We start from the raw sequence: 24,678 nt of genomic DNA on the forward strand, positions 1-24,678 counted from the left end.
ATACCTGGGGAATGAAGGTTGCAGGCAAGGTCGCCATCGTCACCGGAGGTGGTGGCGGAATCGGCGGAGCCATCGCCGCCAGACTCACCGAACACGGCGCCCGCGTCGTCGTCTCCGATGTGGACGAGTCCACCGCCCGATCCGTGGTCGACGCCATCGAGCGAGACCGGCCGGGCACAGCCGTCGCTGCCGCGGCCGACGCGTCGGACATCGGAGATATCGAGCGGCTGATCGCGGTCGCCGAAGAGTCGTTCGGTCCGGTCGATCTGTATTTCGCCAACGCCGGCATCAGCGGCGCCCCCGGGCTCGACGCCAGCGAACAGGACTGGGACCTGTCTTTCGACGTCAACGTGCGCGCACACATCCGCGCTGCCCAGCTGTTGGTGCCGGGTTGGCTCGAACGTGGTGAGGGCTACTTCGTCAGTACGGCCTCCGCAGCCGGCTTGCTCACCCAGATCGGTTCCGCGACATACGCGACGACCAAGCATGCCGCGGTGGGATTCGCCGAATGGCTCAACGTCACCTACGGCAATCGAGGCATTCGCGTCAGCTGCCTGTGCCCGATGGGTGTCAATACCAAGCTGCTCTACGAAGGCCGTGAATCGGGAGATGCGTTGGGAGCGGCCGCAACTGCCGCCGTACTGAGCGCGGGCGCTGTGCTCGAGCCGCTCGACGTCGCCGACGTTGTGCTCGACGCGATGGACCGGGAGCAGTTCCTGATCCTGCCCCACAAGAACGTACTGGACATGTACCGCAACAAAGGTGCCGATTACGACCGGTGGTTGCGCGGCATGCGCCGCTACCAGGACAGCTTGCTCGACAACCAACAGGGGAACTGAACGTGGCATTTTTCGAGACCAGCGACCGCGCCAAGAAGTACGAGTCGGATCTGTTGGAGTTCATGGACTCTTACGTCTATCCGGCGGAGGCGGTGTACGAGCAGCAGATGCTCGAAGCCGGTGACCCGCACTTCCATCCCCCGATTCTCGAGGACCTGAAGAAGGAAGCGCGCTCGCGTGGACTGTGGAATCTGTTTCACCCGCACCCCGAGTGGGGCCCAGGCCTGACCAACCTCGAATATGCTCCGCTGGCCGAGATCATGGGCCGCAGCCTGCTCGCCCCGGAGGCCTGCAACTGCAACGCACCCGATACCGGCAACATGGAGGTGTTCACCCTCTTCGGTACCGACGAGCACAAAGAGAAGTACCTGAAGCCGTTGCTGGACGGCAAGATTCGTTCGGCCTTCGCGATGACCGAGCCGGACGTCGCCAGTTCCGATGCCACCAACATCGCGATGAAGATGGACCGCGACGGCGACGACTTCATCCTGAACGGGCGCAAATGGTGGACGTCGAACGCGATGCACAAGAACTGCAAGGTTCTGATCGTCATGGGCAAGACCGATCCCGAGGCAGCAACGCATCGCCAGCAGTCCATGCTCGTCGTGCCCATCGATGCGCCCGGCGTCACCGTGCTGCGCAACCTGCCCGTCTTCGGCTACGTCGACCGAGAGGGCCACGCCGAGGTGCTGTTCGAGGACGTGCGGGTGCCGGCGAAGGACGTGTTGAAGGGGCCGGGTGAGGGGTTTGCGATCAGTCAGGCTCGACTGGGGCCCGGCCGCATCCATCACGCGATGCGGACCATCGGCGTCGCGGAGCGCGCGCTCGAATTGCTCTGTCGCCGTGCGGTTTCGCGGGTGACCTTCGGCAAGCCGGTCGCCATGCGTGCGAACATTCAGGACTGGATCGCCGAGGCGCGGATCGAGATCGAGAAGACGCGGCTGCTCACGTTCAAGGCGGCGTACCTGATGGACACCGTCGGAAACAAGGAAGCGCGCACCGAGATCGCAGCGATCAAGGTCGCTGCGCCCGAGATGGCGCTGAAGATCATCGACCGCGCCATTCAGGTGCACGGCGGCGGCGGAGTCAGCAACGACTTCCCGCTGGCGATGATGTACGCACACGTGCGGACGCTGCGGCTCGCCGACGGTCCCGACGAGGTGCACAAGATGTCCATCGCGAAGATGGAGCTGCGCAAGTACATGTGAACGTAGCTCACCTCAGGAAGGCCAGCGACGGTCTGGGAGCCGTAGCCGGCTAGCTCTCTGGTGACCAGGACGGGTCGCGTCCGATGAAGGCCATCAACCTGTCCTGAGCGGATGCATTGTCGTCGACGTTCACGGCGGGGCCGAACTGCCCGCTCTCGCGGAGCACACGATCCATCGGTTCCATGGCGATCAGCGCTGCGGCGCAACGCTTTTCGCCGAGGTCGGGTTCGCGTCCCAGGGCTTTGGCCAGATCCCAGGTGTGCATCCACACATCGGCGGTGTAGAACCGGTCGATCGCGTCTTCGACCGGCATGTCGCCGATGTGCGGATTGCTCAGGATGCGGCCGGCGGGGGCGTCGAGGATGGCTTGGATATCGGCGACGTGATGCGCCCACGCGGCGGCGGGGTCACGCGCCACGTCGAGTTCGGTGAGGTCGACCCCCTCGACGCCGCCGAGGAATCCGCGTGACCAACCGACGAGATGTTCGACGACACCCAGCGCGTTCCACTCCGGTACCGGACTGGGCCGAGACCACGCGTCCTCGGATGCGGATTCGACCAACGCCGTGAACGCGGCGGCGTCCCGTGCATGCTGCGCGGCCGGTCCCGTCAACAGCGCATCGAGTTTCTCGTAGCCCTCCCTGACTCCTACATCCATTCCGCTGGAGAGCATCCCGTCTCGGGTTGCGAAGTCGGACAGGACGCTCAGCACCCTCAATCGCGTGCCGCCGTCGTCGCGGGCCTCGAAAGCCATGGTCTCGAGGGCGACCGAATCCGGATCACCTTCGTAGGTGAAGGTCCACACGATCCGCTCGTTCGCGCGAACCTCGTGAAAGCTGCCGAAGAACGACGCGATCTCTTCGCCGTCGCGGTCGTTCGCGAACGACCATGCGCCGCCGGTTCGCGCATCCCAGGCGATGATTCGCGTCGTCACCGACCGTGGACCTACCCACTGCCGATACAGATCTGGGTCGACATGCGCGCGAAACACCTGCTCGGGCGACGCGTCGAACTGCCGGATGATCTCGATTGTGGGTACTTTGTGGTCCGCTACTATCTCGGTTTCGTGCTCGGTCATGACACGTCCTTCTGAGAGTCCTCTTGTGTTACAACGTGATCCAGCAGGTCGTCGAGTCGGCGGTAGCGCTGCTCGGCCTCCTGGCGATAACGCTCGATCCACTTCGCCATCAGTCCGAACACCTCTGCATCCAAATGCACCGGTCTGCGCTGGGCGTCTTTGCTGCGCGTCACCAGCCCGGCGTCCTCGAGCACTTTCACGTGCTTGGAGACTGCCTGCAGGCTCATGTCGTACGGCTCGGCCAGTTCGCTGACGTTGGCGTCGGCACCCGCAAGCCGAGCAACCATGTCACGCCGAGTGGGGTCCGCCAACGCTGCAAAGGTTCGATTGAGCTGCTCGATACGGTCGTCCATGGTCACCCACCTCCTCGAATACAGCCAAGATATGCCCCTCGAGCTGGGTAGTCAACCAATTGGTTTACTAGGATCACAGAAGGGTTGACAGCCTGCTGTCATGCGCGCAGTATTGACAGCATCCTGTCAATCGATGTGAGGACCGTTCCATGATCACCGTTGCGCTGTATGCCACCGACACCATGGCCGATTGGGAGTACGGCTACCTCATCGCCGGGCTCGCGATGGCCCGCGAGCAGAATCCCGACGCCAACCGGTTGCTCGTCGCATCGGAGTCGGGGGAGGCGGTGACGACGATGGGCGGCCTGAGGATTACCCCCGACGTTGCGTTGGCCGATCTTCCGCCCGTCGACGCGCTGATCCTGCCCGGTGCCGGCACGTGGGAATCCGCCAACGAGGCAGCGTTGAAGTTGGCCGCCGAACTCGTTGCAACGGGCACTCCGGTCGCAGCAATCTGCGGGGCAACCTACGGGCTGGCTCGGATCGGCCTGCTCGACGACCGGCCGCACACCTCGAATGCGGCCGAATTCCTCACTCAGGCTGCGGAATACCGCGGAGCCGAGCATTACCGCGAGGAGAAGGCAGTGTCCGACGGCACCGTCATCACCGCGGGGGCGACCGCACCGATCGAGTTCGCCAAGCTGGTGTTCGAGCGCCTGAACGTGTTCCCGCAGAACATCATCGATGCATGGTACGGGCTCTACACGACGGGGGAGCGCAGGTTCTACGACCAGCTGACGGGCGCATGAGCCGACGAACGCCGGAGGGGTATGCACTCACCGAGGTGGTCCTGCCGGTATTCGAGCTCAACGGCGAATTCCTCGCTGCCGCACAGGACATCACCGAACCGACAGGATTGACGCCGGCCTGGTGGCAGGTTCTCGGGGCCACTCTCGACGAGCCGCTCTCGGTGGCCGATATTGCGCGACGCGTCGGTCTGGGTTTGGCGCGGCAAAGTGTGCAACGAACCGCAAACCTGTTGGTGGACAGGGGCTGGGCCGTCTACAGCGAAAACCCGAACCACAAGCGAGCGAAGCTCCTCGAGCCCACCCCGAAGGGACGCGAGACCGTAGCCGCTCTGCGAGATGCTCAACACGCGTGGTCGGACGCGGTGGGCGCCGCGGTGGGTGAGGACGAATTGCGTGCATTTGCACAGACTTTGGAGAAGATTGTTGCGGCATCCCGCGCCTACCGTGGTGGCCGTGCATAATTCGGGGATGTCAGCGCTCGCGATCGTTCTTTCCGGACTCCTGGCCGGTTTGCTCTCGCAATCCGACGGGGTCGATATCTTCGGCGACACCAGCGTCGGGGGCGTGGTGTTCTCCAGCGGCGGAGGGGGAGTCGCCGTTGCAGTGATTCTGGCGTCGGGTCTGGCTATGCTCGTCCGTCGGCGCAGTATTCTGGCCGGCCTGTCCATCGCTGCGGCCATTGGTGCCGGGGTGACGGCCCTGATGATGCCCTCCGACCTCGCCGAGGTGGTGGCAGGCGGAGTTCTGTTGGGATGCACTGCAGTACGGGCGAACGGCGCACGAGCTCGGCAGGCACTGCTGATCGGGTCGTTCCTTGTCGGCCTACTCGGTTCAGGCGCGGTCGAGGCCTTGCAGCATCCGAGCATCCCGCGTCGCTACGCCGACTACCTCACCGAATCCGATATCGGCACACCGGTTGTCGTTCCGGTGTTGTGCGTACTGGTCGTAATTGCAGTGGCCTCGGCAGCTCGTGTCGACCGCAGCGACGACCATGCGCCACCGGAACGGAGCATCCGACCGGTCGGGGCGATACTACTGATCTCGATCGGTGGCTTGCTGCTCAACATGTTGTTCGTGCAGATGCTGTTTCGAGCTGAAGACGGCTTCGGTGGAAGCTGGTACTTCGGCCTCGTCGTCGTACCAGTGTTGTTCGGTGCCGCCGCTCTGCTACCGGGTCGCGGAGGCATTCTTGTGCTCGCCGGGACAGCCGTGTTGCTCACCTCGACCACCACCGCTGGGGTGGGCAGCGATGTGTCGGACGGTATCCGGGTGCTCGGTCTCGTGGCAATCACGGCAGTTGCGGTGACAGTGGGCGCGGCAATCGGGCTGCGCTGGGGTCGACCGATCGTCGGCTTCGCGACCCTGGCGGTGGTGTGTACGACCGCGCTGTTCGAGCGCCCCCCGTGGGACAACGTGCACTACGCGGCAAGTCTGGTGATCTTCCCGGCCGCTGCGGCCTATCTGTACGTGGCGTGCACGCCCTCGACCCCCACGCCCTTGACCATCGGCCTCGCGGTACCGGTGGCGATCACGGTGCCGATGGTCGTCACCTACGGTTGGACTGCGTACACGCCACTCACATCCGCCCTGCACAACTCGACGTGGCCCAGCGCCGAGCTGTGGCTCTCGACGGGCGCGGCAGTGGCGACGGTGGTCCTCGCAGGCGTCGGGACGCGGTTTCTCGGTCGTCGGCCGCTTGTGAATTGAACACCGGAGTACCGTTTTCTCACATGGCTTACAGATACCTCGGAAACAGTGGACTGAAGATTTCGGAGATCACCTACGGCAACTGGTTGACCCATGGATCGCAGGTGGAGAACGACATCGCGACCCAGTGCGTGCGTGCGGCCCTCGACGCAGGCATCACCACATTCGATACCGCCGATGTCTACGCCAACGGGGCTGCGGAAACGGTCCTCGGGGATGCGTTGAAGGGCGAGCGTCGGGAATCGCTGGAGATCTTCACCAAGGTCTACTTCCCCGTCGGACCGAAGGGCCCCAACGACACCGGTCTGTCCCGCAAACACATCCTCGAAGGCATCGACGCGTCGCTGCGCCGGCTCGGTACCGACTACGTCGACCTCTATCAGGCGCATCGCTACGACGTCGAGACTCCTCTCGAAGAGACCATCGCCGCATTCGGCGACGTCGTCCGTCAGGGCAAGGCCCTCTACATCGGCGTATCCGAGTGGACGGCCGATCAGCTGCGCGCCGGCCAGGAACTCGCCCGGCAGAACGGGTTCTCGATCATCTCGAACCAGCCGCAGTACTCGGCGCTGTGGCGCGTCATCGAGGATCAGGTGATCCCGACGTCGAAGGAACTGGGCATTTCGCAGATCGTCTGGTCGCCCATCGCGCAGGGCGTTCTCACCGGCAAGTACCTCCCCGGACAGCCCCTGCCCGATGGCTCTCGCGCCAAGGACGACAAGGGCGGCGACAAGATGATCGCGCGCTACCTCGACGATCGGACACTCACCCGGGTGCAGGCACTCAAGCCGATCGCCGACGATCTCGGAATCACCATGGCGCAGTTGGCCGTTGCCTGGGTGCTGGCCAACGACAACATTTCCGCAGCGCTGGTCGGGGCATCGCGCCCGGAACAGATCGGCGAGAACATCAAGGCGTCCGAGGTCACCCTGGACGCCGATGTGCTCACCAAGATCGACGAAGCTCTCGGTGACTCGGTCGAGCGTGATGCAGGCAAGACCGGATCCCCGGAAGCCCGGTTGGTCTAGAAATTCGTCGCCCGGTCCACGTTTGACGGGGCGGAGCTGCGGTACTCGGCGTTAATGTGGACCATGCGCTCACCACTCCGTAATCGCAGCACCGCCCCGGCTCCCGCATCCCCAGCCCGGGTGGTGGTGGTCGGCGGCGGGTTCGGCGGCTTCTACGCACTGCGCAAGATGCAGAAGTTGTTGGGCGCGGACCGCGCCTCGTTCACCCTGGTTGCGCCCAACGACTACCTGCTCTACAGTCCGCTGCTGCCCGAAGTCGCCACCGGTGTGCTGGATCCCAGAGACATCGCAGTGTCGACGCGGCAGACGTTGCGGCGCACCAAGTTGGTGCTGGGACACGTCACGTCCGTCGACTTCGAGAATCGTCGGGTACGCGTCGCCGGGTCCGATGGGAGTTCGGAACTGGAGTGGGACAAGCTGATTCTGGCCCCGGGTTCGGTGACGAGGCAGTTCGACATCCCCGGTGTCGCCGAGCACGCACACGGTCTCAAGACCCTGAGCGAAGCGGTGTTCATTCGCAACCACGTGTTGAAGCAACTCGATGCAGCCGACGAGCTGCCCGACACGCCGGCGGGTCGAGCCGAACGCAAGGAGCGGCTGACCGTCGTCGCCGTCGGGGCCGGATACACGGGCACCGAATTCGTTGCGCAGATGCAGAATTGGATTCGCGGTATCGCTACCCGGTGGGCGACGGTCGACCCGTCGGACATTCGGTGGTTGCTCATCGATCTCGCGCCCGCGGTGCTACCGGAACTCGGCGAGCGACTCGGCAAGGAAGCCATGGCCGTCCTCGCCGCTCGCGGCGTCGAGGTTCGACTCGGGGTGTCGGTGGAATCGGCCACGGCCAACGCGGTGACGCTGACGGACGGCGACGTCGTACCGACACGCACCCTGGTGTGGGGAGCGGGCGTGGCTTCGAGCCCCCTCATCGCGCAACTCGGCCTGCCGACCGAGAAGGGGCGGCTGGTGGTCAACCCCGACCTCACGGTTCCCGGCGTCGACGACGTCTGGGCCATCGGCGACGCCGCCGCGGTGCCCGATCTCGCCGCCGACCCGTCGAAGCCGACGCCGCCCACCGCGCAGCACGCGCAGCGGCAGGGTACAGCCGTCGCCAAGAACGTCGCCGCGTCCGTCGGTGTCGGCACTGCTCGACCGTATCGACACAAGGATCTGGGACTGGTCGCCGACCTGGGCGGATTCGACGGTGTGGCAAAGCCTTTGGGCGTACCGCTGACCGGGGCCGTTGCGAAGTTCGTCGCGCGCGGTTATCACCTGTATGCCCTGCCCACCGCCTCCGCCCGGGTGCGTGTGGCCACCGACTGGCTCTACTCGACGGTGTTGTCCACCCGCGTGGTCAACCTCGACCAGGTGCGCTCCGAGGATGCGTTGATCGCCAAGGCGCAGGGGACCGGCGTGTACGACTAGGCACCCATGTGCGCGGAAACTCGTAGCCCACTACGAGTTTCCGCGCACGACCGTCACCGAAGGTGATGCACCTCCTGCAGCCCGTAGACCGGGGTGTCGATGCCCTCGTAACGCGCCTTGATCTGCAGCGCCAGGTACAGCGAATAGTGGCGTGACTGATGCAGATTGCCGCCGTGGAACCAGAAGTTCTCCTGCTGCGTCGGCTTCCACATGTTCCGCTGTTCGCCCTCCCACGGACCGGGATCCTTGGTGGTGTCCGAGCCCAGGCCCCAGCACTTGCCCACCTTGTCGGCGGTCTCCTGGTCGATGAGATCGGCGACCCAGCCGTTCATCGAGCCGTAGCCGGTGGCGTAGACGATCAGGTCGGCCGGCAGTTCGGTCCCGTCCTCGAGTACGACGCCGGTCTTGCTGATCCGTTCCACCTGTCCGGCAACGAGTTTGATCTTGCCATCTGCAACCAGCTCGGAGGCACCGACGTCGATGTAGTAGCCCGAGCCGCGGCGCAGGTACTTCATGAACAGACCGGAACCGTCGTCACCGAAGTCGTGCTGGAAGCCTGCCTTCTCGAGGCGGTCGTAGAAGTCCTTGTCCTGCTCCGCGATCTGCTGATAGACCGGGATCTGGAACTCGTGCATGATCCGGTACGGAAGCGACGCGAACGTGAGATCGGCCTTGGCCGTGGTCATTCCTGACTCCACCGCGCGCTCGGAGTACAGATCGCCGAGTGCGATCTCGCACAGCGAATCCGACTTGACGATGTGCGTGGACGAACGCTGCAGCATCGTGACGTCGACGCCCGTCTCGTACAGCGCCTTGCAGATGTCGTGCGCCGAGTTGTTGGAACCGACGACCACCACGCGCTTGCCGACATAGGCGTCGGGACCGGGGTGTTCGCTGGAATGGTGCTGCTCGCCCTCGAACTCGTCCATGCCGGGGAAGTTCGGAACGTTCTTCTTGCCCGACATTCCGGTGGCCATCACCAACTGCTTGGGCCGCAGGATCACTTCCTCGCCGTCGCGGTCCACGACGACGGTCCACTCCTTCGCGGTCTCGTCGTAGGTCGCGGACTTGGCGGTCGTCTTGCTCCAGTACGGAACCTCCATGACCTTGGTGTACATCTCGAGCCAGTCGCCGATCTTGTCCTTCGGTGCGAACACCGGCCAGTTCGGCGGGAACGGCAGGTAGGGGAGATGGTCGTACCAGACCGGGTCGTGCAGGCACAGTGACTTGTAGCGTCCCCGCCACTGATCTCCGGGGCGCTCGGCGCGGTCGACGACGATGGCCGGAACACCCAGTTGGCGGAACCGGGCACCGAGAGCGATGCCGCCCTGCCCGCCCCCGACGACGAGGACGTACGGCTGCACGCTGTAGCCGAGCTCCTTCTCCTCCATCTCCTTCTTCTCGGCCCAGTTCTGGGTGTCGGCATTCGAGCCGTGCACGGCACCCTTGATACGGGACTTGCCCTGCCGCTCCTCGTATCCCTTGAGTTCCTGCATAGTCGTCAGCAGCGTCCACGCCACGTCGTCACCGGTCTCGGCGTCGGTCGTCAAACGCAGGTGTCCCTTGCCGCGGCTGGTTGCGGTCTCGAATGCGATCCACGCCGAGACGACGCCGTCTGCTTCGTCGGGGGTCTCTGTGGTGTGAAATCCCGTCGGGTCGGTATCGGCGAGCCTTTCGCCGAGCATGTCGGCTACGCCGTCCCGGCCTTCGACGGTCTTGAGGTTCCAGGTGAAGGTGACGAGATCACGCCAGAAGCTGCTGACGGCGAACATGCCGGCAACACGAGGGATGTCCCGCGCGACCAGCGCGTCCTCGAACTTCGACAACCAGGCGTCGACCCGTTCCTGCGGGGTGTGCGTGCGGGTGATCGAGTCGGGCTCGATGGTCTGGGTCATGAAAACTCCTTGCGATGAAGAGGTGTCGTGTATGTGACCCAGCACACTCTCGTTACGGGGTCGGGTCGAGAGTTGCAGGGGGTTGCACTTCACGGTGAGCGCTATAGTTCGAGAAATTTCCGGGGGGGAAACATGATTCGTCGTCTTACCGCTGCTCTGGTGCTGGTCGTCGTGACCGGGTGCTCGTCGGCGTCGCCTACCGTCGACACCGGTACCCGGTCGCCGGCGGTCCCGTGCATCGACTCCGTCGGCGAGAACTCGACGCTGGCCGTCATGGGTGACGCATTGCTCCTTACGCCGTACCTGCGTGTGCGGGGACAGGTGCGTACGGCGTTGGAGGAAGAGTTCTACTGGCGTAACAAGCAGCCCGACGACCCCATGGACGCACGCCGCCTGAGCGCGTTCGTTCCCGGTGGCAGCAAGACTGCGTTGCTTTACGCCAACACACCTGTCGGCGGAGACGCAGCTTTCGCTGCAGCCACCTGCAGTCTCGAATTCGACTGGAAGGCGGGCCTGTCGTCCGGAGAGTTCGAGGCGGCGATGTCGACTCCAGGGTTCTTGCGCGGCCTGGGTCGTCGACTCTGCACCGATATCGAGATGTCGGGCAATACCACCGACTACCTCGCCAGGGCCGATGAGAAACTGGCCGAATTCGAGGACAACGCTGCAGGCAAGGTCGACTTCATGAGGGCGATGCACCAGAACTCGCTGAAGGACCGCCTCGACTTCCTTGCCTCCCCCGAGGAACCCGGCGAACTGCCGGAGAACCGACGAATCGCCCGACATGACGTCATCGAACTACGGGACATCATTGCGCGACTGGAGAGCGAAACCGATGGACACCTGCTGCAGATCGAACGGGATCGGGTCGAATTCATCAGAGCCGCACTGACATTTCAGTGTCCTGCGCTGAGCGACTGATCGGGCTGCGAGAGCTTGTTCAACCCCAACGACTGGAATCCGACGACGTAGATCAACGTCCACAGGACCAGCCAGTCGACGAAGCCCAGTGCGTTACCGGAGATCCCGGCAGCGACGACGGGCTCGTGAAGCATGTGCTCGGCAAGAACGTAGTAGTAGGCCAGGAACGTGCCGATGGCCAGCGCGAAAGTCAGTACTGCGCGTCCCGCCGCCGGGAAGCGATTGCCGAAGCCGTTCGCCCAAAAGATCATCCAGAATGCCCAGCAGACTCCGATCTGTGCCGGGAACTGGTTGATCACCGTTCCGAGTTCTGCGGTGGCTTCCGAGCCGACGAGTAGCTTCGCGAGCGGAACCATCAGGAAGTAGATCGCCGTGCCGAGCGCAGCGTTGCCGACGGTGGCCGCCAGTGCGGTCCGTCCGCCGCCGCCAGCCAATTTCCAGGGCCAGTTGTCGAGGGTCTGGCCGGTCAGGATCACCGAGACGACGATCGAGTAGAACCAGCCGAGTGCGGTGTCCACGGACATCAGGGGATCGGTGGCCGAGAGCGAGACCGACGGCAGTCCGAACACGAAGTACAACGCGAGGGTCGGGACGGCGACGAATGCGATCTCGCACAGCCCGATCAGCGGTTGCTTCATGCGCAGCACGGTCCACGGCCAGTGCTGCCAGTTGAGGACCACCATGACCCAGGTGCCGAATCCGAACAGCACGAACAGCGCTCCGGCGAAGTAGCCGAGCCCGCCGTCACGAGAACCGGCGAAGTCCGGGTACAACGCCCCGAGGCCGCTGCCGAGGATCCAGGTGACGGCAACGGCGAACACCGCCGTCGAAGTCAGGATCGCGAGCCCGCGCATCGGTTGCTTCAGAGAGTCGAATCCGGCGAATTCACAATCGAATCCGATGAACACGATGAAGAGAATGGCCCAGAACAGCGCGGCGTTGAACGGCAGGGGATAGAAGTTCCAGGGACTGGTGGTGGGATCGGCGAGCACATACCAGGTAGCCAGCGACACGGCCGTGACCACGGCGAGGTTGGCCAGTCCGAATATGAGCCAGTTGCCCTGTGTTGACGCCGTTTTCGGCTCGTCGAGGGGTCGGTCTGCGGTTGCGGTCATGGGGTCTCTTCTCGGTGGGGCGACAGGGTCGCCGTCACTATGAGCTGAATCACAGCCAACCGTCAGGGTTGCGGGAGGTTGCAGTGCGGCCGATTCGATGCAACGCACTGCAACCCTGTCGGAAGTGGTCGTCGTCACATAAACCTGTGTGCATCCAATTCAGTCAGGAGTGAGAACCGATGCGTGCAGCTGTGTATTACGGCCCGAACAAGGTGGAGATCACCGACGTACCCGAGCCGAATCCCGGTGCGGGGCAGGTCAAGGTCAAGGTCGGGTTCAACGGAATCTGCGGAACCGACCTACACGAGTACTACGCCGGCCCCATCTTTATCCCCACCTCGCCGCATCCGCTGACCGGCCAGGAAATGCCCCTGGTGCTCGGACACGAGTTCTCGGGCACGGTCACCGAGCTCGGCACGGGTGTCACCGGCATCTCGGTCGGCGATCGCGTTGCCATCGAACCGCTCTACCGCTGTGGACACTGCGGACCCTGCCGGGCAGGTAACTACAACATCTGCGCGCAGATCGGCTTCCACGGACTGATGTCCGACGGCGGAATGGCCGAATACACCGTGGTCCCCACGGACATGATTCACGCCCTACCCGACAACGTCTCCCTCGAACTCGGTGCCCTCGTCGAACCGATGTCGGTTGCCTATCATGCTGCGACACTGGGTGATCCGAAGCCCGAGGACACCGCGATGGTGTTCGGAGCCGGCCCCATCGGCATCGGCCTGTGGTTCGCGTTGCGCGGCAAGGGACTCGACAACGTCTACGTCGTCGAACCGTCGCCGACGCGTCGCGCCTCGATCGAAGCGCTCGGTGCCAAGACCCTTGACCCGACGGCAGTGGACGTGCCCGCGTTCATCGCCGATCTGACCGACGGCAACGGGGCCGACGCCATCTACGACGCGGCCGGTGTGCAACCGGCCGTCGAGACCGCGCTGGGCTGCATCGGTGCTCGCAAACCGCTCGTCAGCGTCGCGATCTACGAAAAGCCGCTCACCACACCGCTGCAGAAGCTCGTCATGAACGAATCCCGCATCCAGGGATCGCTCTGCTACACCTCCGCCGACTACGAGGCCGTCATCGACCTGATGAGCCAGGGCCACTACGACACGACGGGCTGGGTGGACAAGATCACGCTCGACGGCGTCATCGACGACGGATTCGAGGCGCTGCACGCAGGCACGAAGATGAAAGTTCTGGTCGACCCCTCGACGGGTGCACCCGCATGAGCGCGGTGTTGGTGACAGGGGCCGGTCAGGGCATCGGACGGGCGATCGCGTTGCGGTTGGCCAACGACGGGCACGACATCGCGTTGGTCGACCTGGCCGAGGACAAGATCACCGGCGTGGCCGACGAGGTGCGTCGAACAGGCTCGAAGGCAACGACATTCGTCGCCGACGTCAGTGATCGCGATCAAGTGTTCGCGGCCGTCGAACATACCCATCAAGCGCTCGGCGGCTTCGACGTCATCGTCAACAATGCCGGTATCGCACAGGTCGCGCCGCTCGACGACGTCCGCCCGGAAGACACGAAGAAGATCTGGGCCGTCAACGTCGACGGTGTGCTCTGGGGAATTCAAGCTGCGGCAGCCACATTCAAGGCGCTCGGCCAGAAGGGCAAGATCATCAACGCTTCCTCGATCGCAGGCCACGACGGGTTCGCGATGCTCGGGGTCTACAGCGCAACGAAATTCGCGGTCCGGGCATTGACCCAGGCTGCGGCCAAGGAGTACGCCTCGGACGGCATCACCGTCAACGCGTACTGCCCCGGCGTTGTCGGCACCGACATGTGGGTGACCATCGACAAGCGCTTCGCCGAGCTGACCGGTGCCGCCGAGGGGGAGACCTACGACAAGTTCGTCGGCGGTATCGCTCTCGGTCGGGCGCAGACTCCCGAGGACGTCGCCGCGTTCGTCTCGTATCTCGCCGGACCCGACTCGGATTACATGACCGGACAGGCACCGTTGATCGATGGTGGTTTGGTCTACCGGTGACCCCGCATGAATCCGCTTTGTGAGCTGGAGCACAATTGACAGCGATGACGCAGTCGACAGGCCCTGAACCTGCGCTGGCGGCCGGCGAAGACCCGCGCCGCTACGCGCAGATTCTCACTGCCGTGTACGACGCGACCATGACCGGCGGGAAGTCTCCCGCGCGTCCCCGCGAGGTCATCGGTGACTCCTGGCGGCGGTTGCAGACCCTCGGTATCGACCCGGAACTGGGCAATCCTGCCGAGAGACAGATGGACGCGTCCGATCTCGAGTTCAGTCGACGGGAATCGGGGTTGTTCGACATTCTGGACGACCTCGCCCGTGGCCTGGAATCGGTGGTGCAGGACGGCGACAACATCCTCGTCGTCGCCGATCGGCACGGCCGCGTGCTGTGGCGCAGTGGATCGACAGCCGTGCTCGACCGCGCCGACAACCTCGGATTCGTCGAGGGGGCCAACTGGGCCGAGGACTCGGTGGGTACCAATGCCATCGGGACAGCACTGGTCTCACGCCGTGCTGTCCAGATCTTCTCGGCCGAACACTACGTACGCAGCCATCATTCGTGGACCTGCGCCGGAGCGCCCATTCGCGATCCGCGTACCGGCCAGGTGCTCGGGGCCATCGACGTCAGCGGGCCGGCCAAGACGGTGCACCCCACCACCATCGCCCTGGTCGACGCCGTGGCGAGGTTGGCGGAATCCCAACTCCGCGAGATTCACCGAACCACTCTGGATCGACTGCGTTCGGTGGCCGCACCGATGCTGGCGCGCCTGCAGTCCCCGGCGCTGGCCGTCGACGCGAACGGGTGGGTCGCGGCCGTCGAATCGGTGGCCTTGCGCAACCGCATCCTGCTGCCCGAGGATCTTGCGACAGGCCGCTTCTGGCTACCGAGCCTCGGCGTGTGCGACTTCGAGCCCCTGCCCGGTGGATGGCTGGTGCGACCCACTTCTCATGGTCGTTCCGCAGGCTCCACTCCTGGCGACTCGGCGGGCTCGTTCGTCGCGGACTCCGGCAACACGACGACAATTCGCATCGACCTGCGCGACTCGCAGAAGCCCCGTGTCGAGGTGCGCAGCGAGGTGGGGGAGTGGACCCACGAGCCGACGCCCCGGCACGCCGAAATTCTGTACCTGCTGGCCATCCACCGGCAGGGACGCACGGCGTCGCAGATGGCTGCCGATCTCTTCGGCGACGACGGCCGAGCGATCACCGTGCGGGCCGAGATGTCGCGCCTGCGCAAGCACCTCGCCGGCATCATCTCCACCCAGCCCTATCGGCTGGACGAGTCGGCGACGGTCGACGTGATCACGCCTGCGGACATGAACAGGTTGCTACCGCATTCCTCGGCCCCCGCTATCCGAGCCGCACGGGGCTGAGCCGTAGCGCAGAATCGGGGAATGAACCGCCTCGCCCGCATCCTCGACGCGTCGGATCCCGGGCAGTTACGGCTCCGCGGTGCGTCGGCTACGACGCTGACGGTGCTGCTCGCGATGGTGGTCCTGCTGCTCGGTACCCGCGCCATCGGCCAGCCCGTGACCGTGGCGATGCTCGGCACCGTGGTGGCGATGCAGGCGTCGGCGTCGGTCAAGGACAAAGACCAGCACGCTCGGCTCGTCACGACCGCCCTGATGGTGCTGCCTGCCTCGGCGGCAGTGACGGTCGCGGCGCTGCTCTCGCGGCTCGGCGCGGTGGCCGACGTCGGATTCATCGCGGTGTTGTTCGCGGCCGTGTGGGTGCGCAGATTCGGGCCCCGTGGCACCGCGCTCGGCATGGTCGCGTTCATCTCGTACTTCTTCGCGTTGTTCCTTCAGGCGACCCCGGGGCAAGTGCCGATGCTGATCGCGGCGATCCTCGGCGGAGTGCTCATCGCTCTGTTCGTACGGGTGGTGGTCTTTCCGGACCGACCGATCGTGGAGGTGCGGCGGCTGCTCTACGCCATGCGAGCGGTATCGGTATCGGTGCTCGCGGCGGCATCGGCGCGTGAGGACCGTGATCTGGAACTGTTGCGGCGCAGGCTCGATCGGCTCGGAAACACCGCCCTGATGATCGACGACTGGCTCGATCGGCACGACGCGGGGCAACTGCTCAGCGTGACGAGTACCGATCTGTCGCTGCGTGTGTTCGACGCTCAGATCGCCACCGAACAACTCGTCAGCTCGCTGTGGGCTCTCGATCCCGCCAAGCCGTGGCCGACAGCACTGGGGCAAGCGACCACCGCGCTGGGATCGTGCCTGCAGAACGCCCCGTCCGCCGAGCAACTCAAGGCCGCCCGACGGTTGGCCGCCACGGCGGCCGAGCGCGCCGACCCGTCGACCCCCGCCGGTATCGCGACGGTGTCCGCCCAACGAGCGGTGCAGGCACACATCGCCATTCATCACATCACCACCAACGCCGTGGCCGTCGCGTCGAGTCCCCGGGCGGACAGTGTGCAGCCGGCGGACAAGGGCACGCCTGCCGGGCTGAACCCCAGCACCAAGGCGGCAATCCAGGTTGCCGTCGCCACCAGTGCGGCAACGGTATTGGGTGAACTGGTTTCGCCGGACCGCTGGTACTGGGCCGTGCTGACGGCGTTCCTGGTATTCACCGGGGCGTCGACGCGCGGCGAGATTCTGACCAGAGCCGGCCAACGCATCCTCGGCACCATGGCGGGAGTGCTTGCGGGAGTGGTGATTGCGGCACTCGTCGGCAATCACCAATCCGTTCAGTTGGTGCTCATCGTCGTCTGTGTCTTCTTCGCGTTCTACCTGGTGACCGTGGCGTATGCGCTGCTGTCGTTCTTCGTCACCATTCTGCTCGCGATGCTCTACGGGCTGCTCGGCACGTTCAGCATCGAAGTTCTCGAGCTACGGATCATCGAAACTGCAGTCGGTGGAGCCGTCGGAATTGCGTCCGCCTATTTCATCTTCTCGACCGGGACGCGAAAGACATTGGTGGACAAAGTCGATACGTATCTCGATCAACTGGACGCCCTGATCGACACCAGCGTCGAATCGGTGATCACCCCAGGAAACGCCACCGACCTCGTGGCGTCGACGCGCACGCTCGACAACGCGCTGAAGGAGGTCGTGACGGCGGGGAAGCCGCTCGTGCTCGGGCCGACGACCCGCAGCCGGCGAGGGGCGAAGCGATTACTGCGGGTGCTGACCGTCAGCGGCCGATCCGCACACGCACTCGCACGAGCCGGCGTGCTGGCGTCGCGTGCCGAACCGGAGTCGGCTCCCTCGGCCGATACTGCCCACGCCCTGCGCGACGCTGCGGCGCTGGTGCGTGAGACCGCCCGGCACGTGGAGGCCGCGATCGCGGGCAAGCGGGTGGATCAGCCCGAGAAGGTCACCGACACAACGGTGTTGGACGTGTTGCTCACCAGCGCGAACTCGCCCGGCCCGGTGCGGGTCGCGGTGCGGGCGCTGAACATCATGAATCGGACGCTCGCGGACGTCCTGACCCGAGCTTGACCTTCACACGGTGACAAGGTCTTGGCTGACGGCCATGATCGAATTACTTCGGCACCAGAACTCTTCCGTGCGGCTTCGGGCCGCGCTCGACATCGGAATATCGAAAGACCCAGAATCCCTCGACGCACTGCTCGAGCGCTGCGCCGTCGAACCGGATTTTCAGGTGCGAGAGATGTTGACGTGGGCGCTGATTCGTCTCCCCGCTGCATCGACGGTGCCCAGGCTGATGCACGAAGTGCGTGCCGGCGGCGCGCAGGCTCGTAGCCAGGCGTTGCACACGTTGTCGAAGGTCAAGGACCGGGCGGCCTGGCCGGTGATCACCGAGCCGCTCATCTCCGACTCCGACGACGAGGTGGCCCGGAGCGCGTGGCGGGCGGCGGTCGTCCTGGTCCCCGGCGGCAGCGAGCAGTGGTTGGCGACGACGCTGTCCACTCAGCTGGGACGAGGCGGGCGGGAGTTGCAGCGCAGTCTCAGCCGCGCACTGGTGGTACTCGGGTCGGTGATCGAGCCGATGGTGCGCGAGGCCGCGTCGAGCAAGGATGTTGCTGTTCGCGCGCACGCACTGGCGACGGAGTCGCTGCTCCGAGACCCCGACAGCGGATGGGCACTGTTCGAGGCCCGGCGCGTCGATGCACTTGGCGCAGCCGACCCGACGGGGTGAGATAGGCAGATGTTGATCGGTGAGGTGGCGCGGCGGTCCGGAGTCAGCGCGCGCATGCTGCGGCATTACGACCGGCTCGGGCTCGTGCAGCCGACCTCGCGGAGTAGCACCGGCTACCGCGAGTACTCCCCGGCCGACGTTCGTCGCCTGTTCCACGTCGAATCCCTGCGATCGCTCGGGTTGTCGCTCAACGACGTCGGGCGTGCACTGGACGATCCGAGCTTCGCGGCGTCGGGACTCGTCGACGAGCTCGCGGCCCTAGCCGAGGAACGCATCGCACGAGACACCGAGTTGCTGACGCGGTTGCGCCGGATCGGGAGCGCCCGGCCGGAGGATTGGGAGGACGTACTCGGTGTCATCGGCATGCTCGGAGACCTGGACTCGGTGAGCGCGGGGAAGCGGCAGTCGGCGGCGTTGGCATCCGTCGGAGATCGCCCCATCCCGGCCGAGGCTCTGGCCGAGGCGGTGCTGCGCGAGCCCGCCACCAACGTCGCCGGCGCGCTGCGATGGGCACTCGCGCAGACCGGGAGCGACGCCGTCGCGGCGCTGCGGGAGGGCCTCGACTCACCGGATCCCGAGGTGCGTCGCCGCGCCGTCGATACCGTCGTCGAGATTCCGCATCCCGACGCCACCGACGTGCTGCGGGAGGCGCTGGGTCACGAGGACGGTCAGGTGCGACGACTCGCGGCGCTGGAACTGGGTGCCCGAGGAATCGTCGACGCGATTGCGGTGCTGATCGAGATGGTCCACGAGGGAACGAACGATGTGGACGCGGCAGACGTGCTCGGTGAGCTCGGATATGCAGACTCCACGGTCGCGGCCCTCATGGACGGCCCGAGAGAGATTCCGGCGCGCCTACGGGTGACCCAGGCGCTGGCCAGCATTCCGGGTCCGGCCGCGACGCAGGCTCTGCGTGACCTGGCTCAGGACCAGGACCGCTCGATCGCACTGACGGCGACGTACCTCCTGGACCGGAGAGAACGGGCCGCTTCGGTACCGTCGGAGTCATGAAGGCACTCGGACTGCTCGCGGCACTGTCGATCACATTGGCCGCGACTGCCTGCTCCACCTCGACCACCCCGGCCGCACCCGCCGAGCCCGCTGCCGAGAACCAGGTCACCGTCGCCGATCGGATGTTCACACCGCAGACCTTGACGATCACCGCGGGCGAGACCGTGACCTGGGTGTTCGCCGACCGCGCGATGGCGCACAACGTCGTCGCCGACGACAAGTCGTTCCGCAGTGAACTGATGCAGTCGGGGCAGTTCACCCATACCTTCGACACGGCGGGCACCTTCACCTACCACTGCACCCCGCACCCCGACATGACCGCGACGATCATCGTCGAACCGTGATGGACTGCTAGTCATGGCAACCCGGACGCGCGGCATCGCCGCACCTCTCGGCGTCGGCCTGGCCGCAGTCGGCGGTGCTGTGCTGCTGCACGTCCGCGATCCCCGAACCTCGACGTACCTGCCGTGCCCGTTCCACGCCCTCACCGGACTGTGGTGTCCGGGTTGCGGTGCGACCAGGGCTTTCGGCGACCTCACTCGCGGAGACATCGTGGCTGCCGCGTCGAGCAACGTCGTGGCGGTGGTGCTCGGTGTCGTCGCGATCGGTGTCTGGGCCGCGTGGCTGCGAGCACGATGGACGCAGACGCCACTGACGCTGCCTCGTCCCAATCGCCCGACCGTCGTCGTCGGGGTTGCCCTATTGGTCTTGTTCACCGTGGTGCGCAACACTGCGTGGGGCACCGCCCTCGCCCCGACCTGACATCCCTAGGAGGCTGCTGTGCTGCTGCAAATCTTCTCGATCATCGTGCTGCTGGGCGTGCTCATCGCGCTCATCCCCACGGCCCGACGCGTCTTCAAGAAGGGTGACGACGAATGAGCGACTCACTGCGAGATCGGGTGCGAGCGAAACTGCTCGCCCAGATCGCCGACGACGGAGGCACGGCAGCCGAGCAGGCAGAGGGCGACGACCCCCGCCTGAACGCACTGCGCGACGACCTCGAAGCACTGGACGCAGCCCCCGACGGAGACCCGGTGATCGACGACATCGCCGCCAGACACTGGGTGCCCTGACCGCTGGCTCGTCGCGACTCCCCCTCGGTGAGTCAATGTGACATGTGGTGGCCTTTTCGGGGGTCAATGTCACGTTGAGTGGACCGTCTGGAGAGGTCGAGTTGGGTGTACTGCTGAGGCGCATCTAGTATCTATGTTGTGTCCGAGACGAGATCTGCAGCCGATACGGCGTACCTGACTGTCAAGGAGCTCATCATCTCGGGGGAACTTCCCGGTGGTGAGCTCGTCAGTGAAGGGGAGATCGCGACGCGGCTCGAGATCAGCCGCACACCGGTCCGCGAAGCATTCCTTCGCCTCCAGGTCGAGGGATGGATGCGCCTCTATCCCAAGCGTGGGGCGCTGGTCGTCCCGATTGCCGTGGGTGAGGCGGAAAGCGTCGTCGACGCGAGGCGGCTGGTCGAGGCCGGCAGTGTTCGCGCCTTCGTCGGCGATGCGGGTGCCCGTGCACGAGTGGTGGAGGAGCTACGCGACAACCTGCGAATCCAGGACAAGCTCGCAGTCGACGGCACCGCAGCAGAGTTCAGTGCCGCCGACGCAGATTTTCATCGCACCGTCGTCCGCGCCGGCAACAACCCGTTGCTCGACGCGTTCTACGACGGACTTCGCGAGCGACAGCGACGGATGACAGCGGCATCCCTGACCCGTGATCCGGGTCAGATCTCCCGCATCGTCGACGACCACCGCAGACTCGCCGACCTGATCGAAGCCGGGGACGCAGACGAATTCGAGCGAGCCGTCGAACAACACATGCTCAGGGTGCACGGCTTGCGCACAGACAGAGGGGGAACACGATGACCGAGGCAATGATCGACGACGACGTCCGAGAGACGACGGCCAAACGCTGGCTGTTGGTTGCCGTCGGCATGTTCGCCGTCGCCTGGGGCGGCAACGAATTCACACCGCTGCTGGTGATGTATCGACTCGACCACGGCTTCTCTGCCGTGGTGGTCGACACGTTCCTGTTCGCGTACGTTCTGGGCATCATTCCGGCGATGCTGATCTGTGGTCCACTGTCCGATCGACTCGGACGACGCCCGATCATGTTGCCCGCGCCCGCAATTGCCGCGGCCGGGTCCATTCTTATCGCCCTCGGACCCGACAACGCCTACATGCTCTTCGGCGGTCGTGTGCTCAGCGGTATCGCGCTCGGAATCGGCATGGCCGTCGGCGGCAGCTGGGTCAAGGAACTCTCCGGTCGCGACGCCACCGCCAAGCCCGGTGCCGGAGCGCGCCGCGCCGCGATGTCGTTGACGGCGGGATTTGCCCTGGGAGCCGGCGTCGCCGGTGTGCTGGCGCAGTGGGCACCCTGGCCTACGCATCTCGCGTACAGCGTGCACGTGCTGATCTGCATCGCCGCGTTCGTCGGCATGCTGTCGGTCCCGGAAACACGCAGCGCCGCAGCCTCATCGGGGAGGAAGAGCCTCGTCGACGATCTCAAAATTCCGTCGGCGTCGCATCGACGCTTCCTGTTCGTCGTGTTGCCCTTGGCCCCATGGGTTTTCGGAGCGGCCAGCGTCGCCTATGCGGTGCTGCCGTCGCTGATGGCCGACGCGTTGGCCGACGAGCCCGGTGGCGGTTACCCCGTCGCACTGTCCGCTGCGATGGCGGTGATCGCCCTCGGCTCCGGATTCGCGATCCAGGCTGTCGGGCGTCGGATCGACACACCCGCCAATGCGCGCGGCGCTCTGGTTGCGCTGTCTCTGTTGGTGGTCGGTATGGCTGTCGCGGCGTGGGCGGCGTCGGTGCTCACCATCGCCGCGGCATTGATCGCTGCGGCGGTGCTCGGTTGCGGATACGGCATGGCGCTCGTCTCGGGCCTGCAAGAGGTGCAACGCATTGCGGGCCCCGACGATCTCGCCGGCCTCACTGCGGTGTTCTATTCGCTGACGTACCTGGGCTTCGCGGTGCCTGCCGTTCTGTCGGCGCTCACCGAGACCTGGCCAGGGGTGGTCACCTATCCGATCATCTTCGGATTCGGTGCGTTGATGGCGGCACTGTGTGGCCTGGTGGTGCGATCGAAGACGTCCGCTCACCTGCCCTAGGGTCGTGCGCGTTCTGCGTACCTGGAGGGACGCACAACGCGCACGAGGGGAGGCTAGGATCAGCGCCATCATGGTGCAGTCCTCGCGCACGGTCCCGCCGTATCGGGTGCCCCCGACAGTCTTGATCGCTGCTGCCACGGTCTGGAATCGACGCGAAGCCTACTGGTTTCTCGTCGCAGTGATCGTGCCTGCTGCCTGCTGGTCCAGGTATCCCGCGCTGGTGCCCTACATGTTCGCGATCGTTCTGTTTGGGGCTCTGGTGTTTCGCTGCCGACGGATCGCCTCGTGGGTGTCGATGCTGCGCTGGGGAGTGATCGCACACGTCGAGACCGTGGACACCGCACTGCGCGGCGATCACAACCTCCGGCTTGCACACGCCACCGGGTGGAACGTCCAACGACGTTGGTATACAGGACCGTTGACGGAATCCACGGTGCGCTACCGAGCGGGCGATGCGCGCGGTCACCTGTTCGCTCGGGGTCTGCCGTTCACCACCGGGGTGGTGCTTGCGCACTCCAAGCAGCCGTCGTCTGCCATGGCCGTCAGCGACTTCCCCTGCGATCTGCAACTGGACGGCACGGGATGCTGGGCGGCAACGTTCCCGCAAGGATTCTGGCGACAGGCATCGGTGACGGTCGCGCTCTACGGCTACGCGATTGCCGGGTTGGTGGTCTCGCTCGGGTATCGCTGACGACAATCGGCTCCCCAGACTCGGAAATATGCTTCCGATCGGAGGCACATTTTCCGAAACCGGGGAGCCGATTCGAGCGCCGGGCCTACGGCAACGACGGCAATTGCGTGTCCACAAGCCATGCGTCCCACAGGCTTCGGGGGCAACCGAAGCGAGAAGCGAGGTCGGTGAAGTCTGCGGTCGCCACGGTCGAGTAGCGGTATTTCGAGGTCCATTCCTGGATCAGGCCGAAGAATCGTTCGTCGCCGATGGTGCGTCGCAGTGCGTGCAGGGCCAGAGCGCCCCGCTTGTAGACGCGGTCGTCGAAGATGCGGGCGGGCCCGGGATCGGTGAGCTGCAGATCCATGTCGAGCCCTCGCTGAATGGTGTGAGCTCGCTTGGCCTTGTCGTGAGCTGTTGCGCCGCCCGAGTTCTCGGCCCAGATCCACTCCGAGTAGCAGGCGAATCCTTCGTGCAGCCAGATGTCTGCCCACTTGCCGAGGGTGAGGGAATTGCCGAACCACTGGTGCGCCAATTCGTGTGCAACCAGGCGCTCGTAGTACCGGGAACCCGAACAGTGGTTGGCACCGAAGATGGACAGGCCCTGCGCCTCGACCGGGATTTCGAGATCGTCGTCGGTCACCACCACGGTGTACGACGCGAAAGGGTAAGGGCCGTAGAGCCGTACGAAGGTGTCCATCATCTGGGGTTGACGGCCGAAGTCGTGGTCGAACTGAGCTCGTAGCCGCGGGGGCGTGATCGCGTTCATCGGCACCGGCCCCGGGCTCACGACGCGATGCTCGTACGGTCCGATCTGGATGGTCGCGAGATAGCTGGCCATCGGCTCGGGCTGCTCGTACACCCACGTGGTCCGGCTGGCCCGAGTTTGCTTGCGTACCAACGTGCCGTTGGCCACCGCGTAGTACGGCGAGTCGGTGGTGATGGTGATGCCGTAGCTGGCTTTGGACACCGGGTGGTCGTCGCACGGAAACCACGACGCGGCACCGTTCGGCTGACTCGCGACGATCGATCCCTCGGTGAGCTCTTCCCAGCCGACCTCGCCCCAGAAACCGTTGATCGGCTTGGGAATTCCGCCGTACGCCACCGTCACCACCAGTGCCGCTCCGGACGCGATGGGCTTGGCCGGTGTGATCTTGAGCTTGCCGCGCTGGTGGCTGAACTTCACCGAACGTGAACCGTTGACCGACACCTTCGACACGTTCATCACCGGTCCGAGATCGAACGCGAACTTCGACACCGTCGCCGTGGTGACCGCAGTGATCTTCGCCTTGCCCGTCAACCGGTTGCTCTCGACCTTGTACTCCAGGTCGAGTTCGTAGCGCGAGACGCGATAGCCGCGGTTGCCGTTCTGCGGAAGATACGTATCGATCGGATTGTCACTGGAGTCGACATCGAACACCGGTGCCACGAGCCTGTCCGGCATTGAAG

At 65.1% G+C, this 24,678-nt stretch carries 25 protein-coding genes; 20 read left to right on the forward strand and 5 right to left on the reverse strand.

Annotated elements, in window-relative coordinates; genetic code table 11:
* The first annotated feature begins 11 nt into the window (after positions 1-11).
* Both QM588_RS21215 and QM588_RS21220 read left to right on the forward strand, forming a co-directional pair.
* Positions 12-839 carry an SDR family oxidoreductase gene (locus tag QM588_RS21215; protein WP_283316339.1) on the forward strand — a complete coding sequence of 276 codons (828 nt, stop codon included), beginning with the start codon at positions 12-14 and terminating at the stop codon, positions 837-839.
* 62 nt (positions 840-901) lie between these two features.
* Positions 902-2,047 carry an acyl-CoA dehydrogenase family protein gene (locus QM588_RS21220; protein ID WP_442972959.1) on the forward strand — a complete coding sequence of 382 codons (1,146 nt, stop codon included), beginning with the start codon at positions 902-904 and terminating at the stop codon, positions 2,045-2,047.
* 49 nt (positions 2,048-2,096) lie between these two features.
* Here the strand turns inward: QM588_RS21220 and QM588_RS25745 are convergent, their stop codons facing one another.
* Both QM588_RS25745 and QM588_RS21235 read right to left on the reverse strand, forming a co-directional pair.
* Complete coding sequence (locus QM588_RS25745) at positions 2,097-3,125, reverse strand: TIGR03086 family metal-binding protein (protein WP_336620090.1); 1,029 nt, start codon at positions 3,123-3,125, stop codon at positions 2,097-2,099.
* The gene (locus tag QM588_RS21235) at positions 3,122-3,478 is read right to left on the reverse strand and encodes an ArsR/SmtB family transcription factor (protein WP_283316343.1); all 357 of its coding nucleotides are present in this window, start codon (positions 3,476-3,478) and stop codon (positions 3,122-3,124) included. Before QM588_RS21235 ends, QM588_RS25745 begins: the two co-directional genes overlap by 4 nt.
* Positions 3,479-3,627: 149 nt before the next feature.
* Between QM588_RS21235 and QM588_RS21240 the strand changes: the two genes are divergently transcribed.
* From QM588_RS21240 to QM588_RS21260, 5 genes are all read left to right on the forward strand, one after another.
* Entirely contained in the window at positions 3,628-4,227 is a 600-nt protein-coding gene (locus tag QM588_RS21240) for a DJ-1/PfpI family protein (RefSeq protein ID WP_283316344.1), read from the forward strand.
* Positions 4,224-4,688 carry a MarR family winged helix-turn-helix transcriptional regulator gene (locus QM588_RS21245; RefSeq protein ID WP_283316345.1) on the forward strand — a complete coding sequence of 155 codons (465 nt, stop codon included), beginning with the start codon at positions 4,224-4,226 and terminating at the stop codon, positions 4,686-4,688. The genes QM588_RS21240 and QM588_RS21245 overlap by 4 nt, the downstream gene beginning before the upstream one ends.
* 7 nt (positions 4,689-4,695) lie before the next feature.
* Positions 4,696-5,934, forward strand: coding sequence for a hypothetical protein (locus QM588_RS21250; RefSeq protein ID WP_283316347.1), 1,239 nt, complete (start codon positions 4,696-4,698; stop codon positions 5,932-5,934).
* 23 nt (positions 5,935-5,957) lie between these two features.
* The gene (locus QM588_RS21255) at positions 5,958-6,962 is read left to right on the forward strand and encodes an aldo/keto reductase family protein (RefSeq protein ID WP_283316350.1); all 1,005 of its coding nucleotides are present in this window, start codon (positions 5,958-5,960) and stop codon (positions 6,960-6,962) included.
* Between the two features lie 63 nt (positions 6,963-7,025).
* Positions 7,026-8,387: an NAD(P)/FAD-dependent oxidoreductase gene (locus QM588_RS21260; RefSeq protein WP_283316353.1), complete on the forward strand. Its 1,362-nt coding sequence runs from the start codon at positions 7,026-7,028 to the stop codon at positions 8,385-8,387.
* Positions 8,388-8,440: 53 nt separating this feature from the next.
* Here QM588_RS21260 and QM588_RS21265 read toward each other — a convergent pair whose 3' ends face one another.
* A complete protein-coding gene (locus QM588_RS21265) occupies positions 8,441-10,282 on the reverse strand; it encodes a flavin-containing monooxygenase (protein ID WP_032382166.1) in 1,842 nt (613 codons plus the stop codon).
* Positions 10,283-10,414: 132 nt separating this feature from the next.
* Between QM588_RS21265 and QM588_RS21270 the strand changes: the two genes are divergently transcribed.
* Positions 10,415-11,203 (forward strand): hypothetical protein, encoded by a 789-nt coding sequence (locus QM588_RS21270; RefSeq protein ID WP_283316354.1) that lies wholly within the window; start codon positions 10,415-10,417, stop codon positions 11,201-11,203.
* Here the strand turns inward: QM588_RS21270 and QM588_RS21275 are convergent.
* The gene (locus tag QM588_RS21275; protein WP_283316355.1) at positions 11,179-12,318 is read right to left on the reverse strand and encodes a hypothetical protein; all 1,140 of its coding nucleotides are present in this window, start codon (positions 12,316-12,318) and stop codon (positions 11,179-11,181) included. The two genes, QM588_RS21270 and QM588_RS21275, sit on opposite strands and share 25 nt — an antisense overlap.
* Positions 12,319-12,497: 179 nt before the next feature.
* Here QM588_RS21275 and QM588_RS21280 point away from each other — a divergent pair, with 179 nt between their 5' ends.
* The 12 genes from QM588_RS21280 to QM588_RS21335 all read left to right on the forward strand — a co-directional run bounded on the left by QM588_RS21280 (position 12,498) and on the right by QM588_RS21335 (position 23,250).
* Entirely contained in the window at positions 12,498-13,556 is a 1,059-nt protein-coding gene (locus tag QM588_RS21280) for a 2,3-butanediol dehydrogenase (RefSeq protein WP_032364498.1), read from the forward strand.
* Positions 13,553-14,320 carry an acetoin reductase gene (locus QM588_RS21285; RefSeq protein WP_283316356.1) on the forward strand — a complete coding sequence of 256 codons (768 nt, stop codon included), beginning with the start codon at positions 13,553-13,555 and terminating at the stop codon, positions 14,318-14,320. Before QM588_RS21280 ends, QM588_RS21285 begins: the two co-directional genes overlap by 4 nt.
* Positions 14,321-14,364: 44 nt before the next feature.
* Positions 14,365-15,693, forward strand: coding sequence for a GAF domain-containing protein (locus QM588_RS21290; RefSeq protein WP_283316358.1), 1,329 nt, complete (start codon positions 14,365-14,367; stop codon positions 15,691-15,693).
* Between the two features lie 21 nt (positions 15,694-15,714).
* A complete protein-coding gene (locus QM588_RS21295) occupies positions 15,715-17,772 on the forward strand; it encodes an FUSC family protein (RefSeq protein ID WP_283316360.1) in 2,058 nt (685 codons plus the stop codon).
* Positions 17,773-17,782: 10 nt separating this feature from the next.
* Complete coding sequence (locus QM588_RS21300; protein WP_283316363.1) at positions 17,783-18,433, forward strand: HEAT repeat domain-containing protein; 651 nt, start codon at positions 17,783-17,785, stop codon at positions 18,431-18,433.
* A 9-nt stretch (positions 18,434-18,442) separates the two neighbouring features.
* Positions 18,443-19,444: a HEAT repeat domain-containing protein gene (locus QM588_RS21305; protein ID WP_283316365.1), complete on the forward strand. Its 1,002-nt coding sequence runs from the start codon at positions 18,443-18,445 to the stop codon at positions 19,442-19,444.
* The gene (locus QM588_RS21310) at positions 19,441-19,788 is read left to right on the forward strand and encodes a cupredoxin domain-containing protein (protein WP_027494396.1); all 348 of its coding nucleotides are present in this window, start codon (positions 19,441-19,443) and stop codon (positions 19,786-19,788) included. Before QM588_RS21305 ends, QM588_RS21310 begins: the two co-directional genes overlap by 4 nt.
* A gap of 13 nt (positions 19,789-19,801) precedes the next feature.
* Positions 19,802-20,206: a DUF2752 domain-containing protein gene (locus QM588_RS21315; protein WP_167328568.1), complete on the forward strand. Its 405-nt coding sequence runs from the start codon at positions 19,802-19,804 to the stop codon at positions 20,204-20,206.
* Between the two features lie 113 nt (positions 20,207-20,319).
* Positions 20,320-20,517: a hypothetical protein gene (locus tag QM588_RS21320; protein ID WP_027494394.1), complete on the forward strand. Its 198-nt coding sequence runs from the start codon at positions 20,320-20,322 to the stop codon at positions 20,515-20,517.
* Positions 20,518-20,655: 138 nt separating this feature from the next.
* On the forward strand, positions 20,656-21,312 hold the full coding sequence (locus QM588_RS21325) for a GntR family transcriptional regulator (RefSeq protein ID WP_283316369.1): 657 nt from the start codon (positions 20,656-20,658) through the stop codon (positions 21,310-21,312).
* Positions 21,309-22,559: an MFS transporter gene (locus QM588_RS21330; protein ID WP_283316371.1), complete on the forward strand. Its 1,251-nt coding sequence runs from the start codon at positions 21,309-21,311 to the stop codon at positions 22,557-22,559. Before QM588_RS21325 ends, QM588_RS21330 begins: the two co-directional genes overlap by 4 nt.
* A gap of 70 nt (positions 22,560-22,629) precedes the next feature.
* The gene (locus QM588_RS21335; RefSeq protein ID WP_283316374.1) at positions 22,630-23,250 is read left to right on the forward strand and encodes a hypothetical protein; all 621 of its coding nucleotides are present in this window, start codon (positions 22,630-22,632) and stop codon (positions 23,248-23,250) included.
* Positions 23,251-23,335: 85 nt separating this feature from the next.
* On the opposite strand, the gene QM588_RS21340 is transcribed toward QM588_RS21335, so the two are convergent.
* Complete coding sequence (locus QM588_RS21340) at positions 23,336-24,673, reverse strand: M1 family metallopeptidase (protein ID WP_283316376.1); 1,338 nt, start codon at positions 24,671-24,673, stop codon at positions 23,336-23,338.
* Between the last annotated feature and the right edge of the window lie 5 nt (positions 24,674-24,678).

Origin of the sequence: Rhodococcus sp. IEGM 1354, from assembly GCF_030056855.1 — a bacterium.
GTDB lineage: Bacteria > Actinomycetota > Actinomycetes > Mycobacteriales > Mycobacteriaceae > Rhodococcoides.

Excerpts from the sequence above, each read along its gene's own strand:
- QM588_RS21215 (WP_283316339.1), top strand. The coding sequence starts at position 12 with ATGAAGGTTGCAGGCAAGGTCGCCATCGTCACCGGAGGTGGTGGCGGA.
- QM588_RS21220 (WP_442972959.1), top strand. The coding sequence starts at position 902 with ATGGACTCTTACGTCTATCCGGCGGAGGCGGTGTACGAGCAGCAGATG.
- QM588_RS25745 (WP_336620090.1), bottom strand. The coding sequence starts at position 3,125 with ATGACCGAGCACGAAACCGAGATAGTAGCGGACCACAAAGTACCCACA.
- QM588_RS21235 (WP_283316343.1), bottom strand. The coding sequence starts at position 3,478 with ATGGACGACCGTATCGAGCAGCTCAATCGAACCTTTGCAGCGTTGGCG.
- QM588_RS21240 (WP_283316344.1), top strand. The coding sequence starts at position 3,628 with ATGATCACCGTTGCGCTGTATGCCACCGACACCATGGCCGATTGGGAG.
- QM588_RS21245 (WP_283316345.1), top strand. The coding sequence starts at position 4,224 with ATGAGCCGACGAACGCCGGAGGGGTATGCACTCACCGAGGTGGTCCTG.
- QM588_RS21250 (WP_283316347.1), top strand. The coding sequence starts at position 4,696 with ATGTCAGCGCTCGCGATCGTTCTTTCCGGACTCCTGGCCGGTTTGCTC.
- QM588_RS21255 (WP_283316350.1), top strand. The coding sequence starts at position 5,958 with ATGGCTTACAGATACCTCGGAAACAGTGGACTGAAGATTTCGGAGATC.
- QM588_RS21260 (WP_283316353.1), top strand. The coding sequence starts at position 7,026 with ATGCGCTCACCACTCCGTAATCGCAGCACCGCCCCGGCTCCCGCATCC.
- QM588_RS21265 (WP_032382166.1), bottom strand. The coding sequence starts at position 10,282 with ATGACCCAGACCATCGAGCCCGACTCGATCACCCGCACGCACACCCCG.
- QM588_RS21270 (WP_283316354.1), top strand. The coding sequence starts at position 10,415 with ATGATTCGTCGTCTTACCGCTGCTCTGGTGCTGGTCGTCGTGACCGGG.
- QM588_RS21275 (WP_283316355.1), bottom strand. The coding sequence starts at position 12,318 with ATGACCGCAACCGCAGACCGACCCCTCGACGAGCCGAAAACGGCGTCA.
- QM588_RS21280 (WP_032364498.1), top strand. The coding sequence starts at position 12,498 with ATGCGTGCAGCTGTGTATTACGGCCCGAACAAGGTGGAGATCACCGAC.
- QM588_RS21285 (WP_283316356.1), top strand. The coding sequence starts at position 13,553 with ATGAGCGCGGTGTTGGTGACAGGGGCCGGTCAGGGCATCGGACGGGCG.
- QM588_RS21290 (WP_283316358.1), top strand. The coding sequence starts at position 14,365 with ATGACGCAGTCGACAGGCCCTGAACCTGCGCTGGCGGCCGGCGAAGAC.
- QM588_RS21295 (WP_283316360.1), top strand. The coding sequence starts at position 15,715 with ATGAACCGCCTCGCCCGCATCCTCGACGCGTCGGATCCCGGGCAGTTA.
- QM588_RS21305 (WP_283316365.1), top strand. The coding sequence starts at position 18,443 with ATGTTGATCGGTGAGGTGGCGCGGCGGTCCGGAGTCAGCGCGCGCATG.
- QM588_RS21310 (WP_027494396.1), top strand. The coding sequence starts at position 19,441 with ATGAAGGCACTCGGACTGCTCGCGGCACTGTCGATCACATTGGCCGCG.
- QM588_RS21315 (WP_167328568.1), top strand. The coding sequence starts at position 19,802 with ATGGCAACCCGGACGCGCGGCATCGCCGCACCTCTCGGCGTCGGCCTG.
- QM588_RS21320 (WP_027494394.1), top strand. The coding sequence starts at position 20,320 with ATGAGCGACTCACTGCGAGATCGGGTGCGAGCGAAACTGCTCGCCCAG.
- QM588_RS21330 (WP_283316371.1), top strand. The coding sequence starts at position 21,309 with ATGACCGAGGCAATGATCGACGACGACGTCCGAGAGACGACGGCCAAA.
- QM588_RS21335 (WP_283316374.1), top strand. The coding sequence starts at position 22,630 with ATGGTGCAGTCCTCGCGCACGGTCCCGCCGTATCGGGTGCCCCCGACA.
- QM588_RS21340 (WP_283316376.1), bottom strand. The coding sequence starts at position 24,673 with ATGCCGGACAGGCTCGTGGCACCGGTGTTCGATGTCGACTCCAGTGAC.